The organism is Massilia sp. P2_C2, assembly GCF_056404615.1.
This window is the reverse complement of sequence record NZ_JBFUDR010000282.1, coordinates 1-8,241: the sequence shown is the minus strand read 5'-3', so window position 1 is coordinate 8,241 and position 8,241 is coordinate 1. Positions and strand designations below refer to the sequence as shown.

Sequence of the window (8,241 nt, the reverse complement as noted above, 5' to 3'; positions counted from 1 at the left end):
GCACCGCCCCATGCATCACGGTGCTGGACGAGGGCCCGGGCATCCCGCCCGCGCTGCGCGCGCGGGTGTTCGAACGTTTTTACCGCGTGCCCGGCCAGGACCAGGCGGGCAGCGGCCTGGGTCTCGCGATCGCGGAACGGGCGGCGGCGCGCAATGGCGCACGCATCGTGCTCGACGCCGGACCCGATGCGCGCGGGCTGGCCGTGCGCATCGAGTTTGCCGGCAGCCGGATCAGGACCGCAGAAAACCCAGCATCAGCGCATTGAGCTGGCGCGCATGCGTGGCCGCAAAGCCGTGCGGCGCCCCCGGCAGGACTTCGAGCCGGCTGCCCTTGACCATCTCGTGCGAGCACCGGCCGGACAGGGCGGTGATCTGCGACTCCCACATGCGATGGCTGAGCGGCCAGCCGTGGACCAGCACGACGGGGCGGCCTGCGCCCCGCTCGTAGTAATACAGATCGGTGGGATGCGGGCCGGACGCCTTGATGTAGGGCATGGGGTCCGCCCGGCTGGCAGTGTAGATCGCCGACGCGCGACGGTTCGCACGCTTGAGCTGCGGGACGATCCGCTCAGCAACTCATCTGTTCACTTTTTTTAGATGTTCACGTAACGTGAACGCACTCGGAAGATGAAAAGCGGTGTATGCTTGTTCATGTTTCGACGCTGTTCACGTAACGTAAAAAGTCAAAAATCATGAACAACCGATTTATGTCCGATAGCGGGACCGGGATGGTCGCCAGCGCCCTGGATGCGCTACATGATTCGACAGGTATTCAAGGCGAGATCCTCGACAAAGGGAATGTCGACGCCGCGGTCTTACTCATGATTAATGGGCGAAAATTACGATATAACTGCGAAGTCAAGAAGAAGGTCGATCGATACGCCTTGCCCTTCGATCTGCTGAACCGRCTCGGCAACGTGCAGCACACCTTACTGGTCAGTTCCCCCCTGAGTCCGGACATGGCCAAACGCTGCCGCGATATCGGTCTACAGTTCATCGATACGGCAGGTAACGCCTATATCAATGACGAGGCGGGCGTCTATGTCCATGTGAGCGGCCGCCGCGTCAATGCCGCTGTACAGCCCCAGGTCAAAAATACGATGACGCCGATGGCGCTCAGGATGATGTTTGCCTCCCTGGCCGAACCCGAACTGCTCAACACTTCCTATCGAGAAATTTCGATACGGGCACATATATCGACCGGCGCCATCGGCAAGGCGCTCGAAACCCTCGAATCGCGCAGATTGATCGGCACGGCACCGGGCGGCAAGCGCATGATCCGCACACCGGAACTGTTTTTGAATGAATGGGCCAGCGGCTATGCCGGCAGACTGAAGCCCAAGCTCAGGAAATACCGTTTTGCTACCGACAATCTCGACAAATTCCGTGATCAGTGGAATCCCAAATTTCGAATATCCGCATTGGGCGGCGAAATGGCGGCTGCGATCCTGACAAGCGGCCGCACCCCGAACGATCCGGATGCTTTCACCACGGGACACCTCAAGCCGGAAGCATGCACGATCTATGTCGACATGGACGACCCGCATGCACTCAAGGATATCGTCAAGGATTTCCGTTTGCGGGCGGATCCCCAAGGAGACATCGAAATCATCGAGATGTTCTGGAACCCTGATCACTTCACCACGTGGTTCCCGGCGGTACCGCCTCACCTGGTCTATGCAGACCTGATGGCCACCTACGATTCACGCAACATTGAAGTGGCACGTCAGATCGCGCCTGGAATCATTCAACATGTACACGATACGACACGATAAGCCAGTCAATCCGGTGCTTCTCGAGATACTGGCGGCGGTCCACGCGATAACCCAGGAACTCGGCTGCGATTATCTTCTCGTTGGCGCGACCGCACGCGATATGCTGATGACCCATGTGTTCGGCCTCGACAGCCGACGTGCGACACATGATGTCGACTTTGCCATCGCGCTCGAAAACTGAGACCAGTTCCAGGACCTGAAGACAGCACTCGTGGCCAGCGGCACGTTTACGCCTGCTGCTGACAAAGTACATCTCCTGCTTTACAAGCCGGCCGAATATGGCAATGCGTTCCCTCTGGATCTGATCCCGTTCGGTGGCATAGAGCACGAGGCGCATCGGATCGCGTGGCCTCCCGACATGAACGTAGTCATGAATGTCGCCGGCTATACCGAAGCACTGGCGTCGGCATTGGACGTGGACACCGGTAACAGCCTGGTCATCAGGGTCGTATCGATTCCGGCACTTGCTGCGCTCAAGCTGCTGGCGTGGAACGAAAGAGGCCTGCAGGACAACAAGGACGCGCAGGACCTCCTTTTCCTTCTCCAGCATTACCATGAAGCGGGCAACGGCGATCGAATGTACGAAGAAGCGTATGGCTTGCTGGAAGCTGCCGGGTTCGATGTGCGCCTGGCCGGTGCCACATTGCTCGGCTGGGATACCCGCGTCATCCTCCACGACGACACGTTGCATGTCCTGTTCGCCATCCTGGCCAATCCACGCACGCGTGACCGACTCATCGTCCACATGACGCGCTCGACTGGTGTCGACATGGCAGACAAACTGCTGAACCAGTTCGAGCTCGGGCTTCGAATGACAGCGCTGTAACGAGCCTTCCGATAAATCCGGCTACGGATCACCAGTTCCTCACTCCTGCGACTGCACCACCGTCCGCTCGTAATGCCGCATCTCTTCGATATCGCCGACGAACGGCCGCACGCTCGCCAGGAAATCCCGGAATGCCGCGCTCTTGCGGAAACCGTTCAGATGACCGTCGAGCGAATCCCATTCGATCCGCAGAAATCGTCCGTGGACTGACGCATCTTACGCCTGGGCTGCCGGGCCTGGCGCGGACGCATGCTATAGTTGCCGCCCTGGACGCCGCGCCAGGTCCGCCCCCTACCATGAACGTTTCTTCGTCCGATCGCCTGCACACGCGGCTCCGGCAGCTGCTGCGCGCCAATGCCATCCTGCTGTGGGCGGCGCTGGTCGGCTGCGTCGGCGCGCTCGCGACACTCCTCTTCCGCGACGGCCTGACCCTGCTGCAGGCGCTGCTGTTCGGCCGCAGCGGTTCCTTCGTCGAAATCGCGACCGCCCTGCCCTGGCAGGCGCGCCTGCTGACGCCTTGCGCCGGCGGATTCGTGGCGGGTTGTCTGCTGGTGCTGGCGCGCCGCCAGTCGGCCGGTGCGCGCGCCGACTACATGGAGGTCGTCGCCGTCGGCGACGGCAAGGTGCCCGTGGGGCTCACGCTCGTCAACAGCGTGTCGTCGCTGCTGTCGATCGCATCCGGCGGTTCGATCGGCCGCGAAGGCTCGATGATCCAGCTGGCCGCGATGAGCGCATCCGTCATCGGCCGCATCGCCCGTTTCAACACCGTGCGCCTGCGCCTGCTCGTGGCCTGCGGCGCGGCGGCCGGCATCGCCGCAGCGTATAACGCGCCCATCGCCAGCGCGTTCTTCGTCACCGAGATCATCCTGGGTGCCATCACGATGAACAGCCTCGGACCGATCATGGTGTCCGCCGTCGTCGCCAACATCACGATGCGCCGCCTGCCCGGCTATCACCCGACGTACGAGATGCCGGCCTTCGCGCCCATCGCCAACCTGGAAGTCGTGTGGTTCGTCGCGCTCGGCGTGCTCGCGGGGCTGGTCGCGCCGGCCTTCCTGTACGCCCTGCAGCGCACGCGCCGCCTGTTCGCGGGCAGTCCTTTGCCGCTGCCGTTGCGGCTCGCGCTCGGCGGACTGGGTGTCGGTGCGATCTCGGTCTGGGTGCCGCAGGTCTGGGGCAACGGCTACAGCGTGGTGAACGCGCTGCTGCACCAGTCCTGGCTGTGGCAGGCGGTGCTCGTGGTCCTCGTCTGCAAGATCGCGGCCACCTTGCTGACGAGCGGTTCCGGCGCCATCGGCGGCATCTTCACGCCCACGCTGTTCGTCGGCGCGGCCGTGGGCCATCTGTTCGCGCTGGTGCCGCAGGCGCTGTGGCCCGAGACGGCGGCGGCGCCGGCGGCCTTCGTCGCCGTCGGCATGGGCGCGCTGCTGGCCGCCGCGACGAGCGCGCCGCTGATGGCGATCCTGATGATCTTCGAGATGACGCTCAGCTATTCGTTGATGCTGCCGCTGATGCTGGCCTGCGTGGTCGCCTTCGCCGTCGCGCGCGCCGTGAACGGGCCGTCGATGTACGAGATCACGGCCCGCCGCGCGGCCGACGAGCACGAGCGCGAGCGCCTGCGCGCGATCCGCATGCGGGAACTGATCCGCCCCGCCGACACCGTCCTGCCGCTGGACGCTCCCATCGCGCAGGCCGCCGCGCTGTTCCGCCAGCATCCGGTGAAATACGTCTACCTCGTCGACGACGCACGACGCTACCGCGGCGTCGTGGCCCTGCACGACGTCGCCACGCTGTACCAGCAGGACGAAGCCTCGGCCCGCACGTGCGCCGACATCGCGCGTCCGGATGCCCTGCCCGTCATCGGTGCCGACATGGGCCTCGAGGAAGCGCTGCGCCAGTTCATGCGCCACTTCGGCGAGCGGCTGCCGGCCGTGCGCAGCGTGGACGATCCCGAGTTGCTCGGGGCCGTGCACAAGACGGATGTGCTGGATGCTTACGTGCGGTTGAACCGGGAGCCGCTGGGGGTGCAGGCGGAAGGATGAACAGGCCGGTCAACGTTAATCCTGCGTTCATGAATCTCTTGCATGCCGGTTATGAAATCGATAACATCGATGAGCTGCGGTTCCTTTTCCCCACTTATCGATTTTATGGATAATCTTTCGCGACGCCGTCATTTCCTTGGTTCAGCCGCCAGAATTGCGGGATCCCTGCCGGTGATGTTTGCCGGCGGGTTATGCGGCAGCGCGCAGGCGCAAGGCGTGCCGCTGCCCGCCGCCGTGCGCCACGATGTGCGCGACTATGGAGCGCGCGGCGACGGCAGGACAGTCGATTCCGGCGCCATCAACGCGGCCATCGAGGCGGTGGCGAAAGCCGGTGGCGGCACCGTGTATTTCCCGCCCGGTACGTACCTGTCCGCATCGATCCGGTTGCAAAGCCGTATCACGCTGCACCTGGAAGCGGGTGCGGTGATCGAAGCGGTGGATTGGAACATCGCGCAATATGACCGGCCGGAGCCGAACGAGGCGGCCGGAGACTACCAGGACTTCGGCCACAGCCACTGGAAGAATAGCCTGATCTGGGGCATTGGCCTGGAAAGCGTGGCGATCACCGGCAGCGGCTGCATTCACGGCAAGGGCCTCAACCCCGGGTACAGGACCCTGCCGGACGGAAGCTTGCGTTATGACGCCGACGCCGGACCCGGCGAGGGCAACAAGGCGATCTCGCTGCGTGAATGTAACAACGTCCTGCTGCGCGACTTCGGGATCCTGATGGGGGCCCACTTTGGCATCCTGGCGACCGGATGCAGCAACATGACCATCGATAACCTGCGCATCGATACCAATCGCGACGGCATGGATATCGATTGCTGCAGCAATGTGCGCATTTCCAGGTGCAGTGTCAATTCGCCCTGGGATGACGGCATCTGCCTGAAGGCGTCCTATGCGCTTGGCAAGGTGGCCGCCTGCGAGAACATCACGATTTCCGATTGCTACCTGGCAGGCAACTTCGACGTCGGCACGTTGCTGGATGGGACGTTCAAACGCAGCGCCCCCGGGTACYACTCGGGCCGTACTGGGCGCATCAAGCTGGGCACGGAATCGAACGGGGACTTCAGGAACATCACGATCACCAACTGTGTTTTCGACGATTGCCGCGGCATCGCCATCGAAAGCGTGGACGGGTCCCATATCGAAGACATCGCGATTTCCAACATCACCATGCGCAAGGTGGCCAACGATCCGATCTTMATCTACCTCGGCGCGCGCTTGCGCGGGCCGGATGCGCCACCGGTCGGCTCCATCAAGCGTGTCAACATCAGCAATATCGTCGTCTCGGGCGCCCAGGGAAGTTTCACCAGCACCATCAGCGGCTTGCCCGGCCATCCGGTCGAGGACATCCACCTGTCCAACCTGCGCTTGCACGTCGAAGGCGGCGGAACGGCCGGCCTGCGTGATGTGGTCCCGCTGGAAAAACCGCAAGCGTATCCCGAGCCGGGCATGTTCGGGCCATGCCCGGCCTATGGCATCTATGTGCGCCATGCGGCAGGCATCGAGGTCGACCATGTCACGCTGAGTTATGCGCAGCCCGAGACACGTGCGGCCTTCGTGCTGGAGGACGTGCGGGACGCCAGTTTCAGCGCGGTCAACGCCCAGCCAGGCAGCGGTGGCGCGGCGCTGTTCGACTTGCGGTCGGTGACGGACTTCGCGGTGCGGGATACGCGCAGGGTGAAGGATCAGCGCATTCCCGCCGCCGGGCAGCGGAAACGCATCTGATCCGGAATCAGTAGGCCAGCGAACTCGCCAGGGCGGTCTGCACCAGTTCGTCGATCTCGCCGGTGACGTTGGTCATCGTGCTCGCGACCACGGCAAACTCCTTGCCGACCGGGCCTGCGCGCGCAGCAACGACCTGTGCGTTGAAGGCGACCATGCGCGCCTGCCGTGCGATGGTTTTAATGTCACCCATTAATTGCTGCATCTGCCTGCGCTGCTGGAGGGCATGGCGCTTGGACTGTTCCTCATACACCAGGGTCAGGGCGTTGAGCACGCTGAGCAGCGGCGTCGCGCTGCGTACCAGTTCATCCAGCAGCCCGGGCGCGCGGCGCGACACCGTGGCGATGGCGTCCAGCGCGCTCTCGGCCAGTGCGATGAAGTCGCGCACGATCCTATCCCCCTGCAGCGTGCCGAAATAAGCCTCCTGCAACTGCTGGCAGAAGATGCCCGGCAAACCCTGCTTGCCTTCCACCAGGGTCATATGCGCCTCCTTGAAGGCCGCCAGCGTGTCGCGGGCGGTCTGGTCAGCCCCTTCATGGCCGAGCGACGCCAGTACCGAATACAGTACCACCCGCTGGGATGTGAAGCGCCGCCGGCCGGACAGGTTGATCAGAGCACCGAACACGTCGCCGGACAGCTTCACGTCGGACTGGACGGTAGGATGGGTGGGGGGACTTCCTGCTTGCAACATCATCGGCTCCGGAGGGTTTGGCCGCTGGTGGCGGCTGATGCAATGAATTAATGCAGGTTTCGTGCCAACCCGGAGCGAGGCTGGGGTACGTTCACGCACTAACTTGAGTCAAACCGTTCCGGAATCTGCACCCGGGACGTGAGGCCGGCCCAAAGATGGGCAGGCGCAAACGACACCGATGTCGGCTAAAGGCGGCCTTTGGTGACGTTCCTTACTGGATTTTCAGCCCCAATTTCTCAAGTACTTCCTCGATCGGGATGAACATCGCAATGCCACTGGCGTCCTGCTTCTTCAAATCGGCGACAGCAATCAGACCGCCCTCGGCATCGACCAGCGGTCCACCGCTGCTGCCCGGGTTGATGCTGACGTCACTTTGAATGAACCTTTGCTCATTCAACGTACGCTCGCCGCTGAGGATGCCGCGTGTCACCGTGTTTTTCAGCTGCGCGCCGAACGGCGAACCTACGGCGAACACTTCCTCGCCGACCCTCGTCGCCGTCGTGCGTACGAACAGCGCCACGGGCGGCTCGATTTCGGTCTTGATCAGGGCCACATCGCGCGCCGGGTCTTTACGCACAATCTGTCCAGGCACGGAGTAACCGTTTGCCAACCTTACTTTCACATAATTGGCATTGCCCACTACGTGTTGATTGGTGATGACGTAACCGTCGCGCCCGATGTAGAAACCAGAACCACTGGTGCCGCCCGTTTCGATCGTCACGACGGCACTCATGACGCCGTTCGCTTCCTTGTCCATCTTATTGGTGGGCTTGGCGCCATTCTTCACCAGAATCACGTTGGCCGGGGTGTCGGAAGCGATGACTGTTTTGTCGCGGAAGTTGTCCACGTATTTTGGGTCCGCGAACATGACGTTCAATACCTTTTCGATCATTGCGTCAACGAACGCTTCCACCTCGATTTTCTTTTCGGCCGAGAACGTGGCTTCAATGTCGCGCGAGTACACAACTTTCTGCAGCTTGTTCGAGAAAAGCTCGGCCTTCAACTTCAACTTCCCGCTGCCGCTGACTTCCTTAAAGTCGACGCAAATATTTTGATTCATGTCCAGCAGCGTGAAGCCGAGAAGAAAATCGGCACGGACATGAATCAAAATATTTGCGTCGACTTTAAGGAAGTCAGCGGCAGCGGGAAGTTGAAGTTGAAGGCCGAGCTTTTCTCGAA

General features: G+C 62.2%; 9 protein-coding genes. 6 read left to right on the top strand and 3 right to left on the bottom strand.

Annotated features, from left to right (window positions below; genetic code table 11):
- The coding region (locus tag AC1DYX_RS24595; RefSeq protein ID WP_477263748.1) for a sensor histidine kinase at positions 1-266 on the top strand (266 nt) is incomplete at its 5' end.
- On the opposite strand, the gene AC1DYX_RS24590 is transcribed toward AC1DYX_RS24595, so the two are convergent.
- Positions 232-495, bottom strand: a complete 264-nt coding sequence (locus AC1DYX_RS24590; protein ID WP_477263746.1) for an alpha/beta fold hydrolase — start codon at positions 493-495, stop codon at positions 232-234. The two genes, AC1DYX_RS24595 and AC1DYX_RS24590, sit on opposite strands and share 35 nt — an antisense overlap.
- 197 nt (positions 496-692) lie before the next feature.
- Here AC1DYX_RS24590 and AC1DYX_RS24585 point away from each other — a divergent pair, with 197 nt between their 5' ends.
- The 5 genes from AC1DYX_RS24585 (at position 693) to AC1DYX_RS24565 (ending at position 6,374) form a co-directional block, all read left to right on the top strand.
- Positions 693-1,775, top strand: a complete 1,083-nt coding sequence (locus AC1DYX_RS24585) for a type IV toxin-antitoxin system AbiEi family antitoxin (protein WP_477263744.1) — start codon at positions 693-695, stop codon at positions 1,773-1,775.
- Positions 1,753-1,956: a hypothetical protein gene (locus AC1DYX_RS24580; protein WP_477263743.1), complete on the top strand. Its 204-nt coding sequence runs from the start codon at positions 1,753-1,755 to the stop codon at positions 1,954-1,956. Before AC1DYX_RS24585 ends, AC1DYX_RS24580 begins: the two co-directional genes overlap by 23 nt.
- 30 nt (positions 1,957-1,986) lie before the next feature.
- Complete coding sequence (locus tag AC1DYX_RS24575) at positions 1,987-2,601, top strand: nucleotidyl transferase AbiEii/AbiGii toxin family protein (protein WP_477263741.1); 615 nt, start codon at positions 1,987-1,989, stop codon at positions 2,599-2,601.
- A 296-nt stretch (positions 2,602-2,897) separates the two neighbouring features.
- On the top strand, positions 2,898-4,643 hold the full coding sequence (locus AC1DYX_RS24570) for a ClcB-like voltage-gated chloride channel protein (protein WP_477263738.1): 1,746 nt from the start codon (positions 2,898-2,900) through the stop codon (positions 4,641-4,643).
- Positions 4,644-4,712: 69 nt separating this feature from the next.
- Entirely contained in the window at positions 4,713-6,374 is a 1,662-nt protein-coding gene (locus AC1DYX_RS24565; protein ID WP_477263736.1) for a rhamnogalacturonidase, read from the top strand.
- 7 nt (positions 6,375-6,381) lie between these two features.
- Here the strand turns inward: AC1DYX_RS24565 and AC1DYX_RS24560 are convergent, their stop codons facing one another.
- A complete protein-coding gene (locus AC1DYX_RS24560) occupies positions 6,382-7,014 on the bottom strand; it encodes a methyl-accepting chemotaxis protein (protein WP_477263734.1) in 633 nt (210 codons plus the stop codon).
- Between the two features lie 259 nt (positions 7,015-7,273).
- A partial coding sequence (locus AC1DYX_RS24555) for a S1C family serine protease (protein ID WP_477263732.1) occupies positions 7,274-8,241 on the bottom strand: 968 nt, incomplete at its 5' end.

Excerpts from the sequence above, each read along its gene's own strand:
- AC1DYX_RS24590 (WP_477263746.1), bottom strand. The coding sequence starts at position 495 with ATGCCCTACATCAAGGCGTCCGGCCCGCATCCCACCGATCTGTATTAC.
- AC1DYX_RS24580 (WP_477263743.1), top strand. The coding sequence starts at position 1,753 with ATGTACACGATACGACACGATAAGCCAGTCAATCCGGTGCTTCTCGAG.
- AC1DYX_RS24570 (WP_477263738.1), top strand. The coding sequence starts at position 2,898 with ATGAACGTTTCTTCGTCCGATCGCCTGCACACGCGGCTCCGGCAGCTG.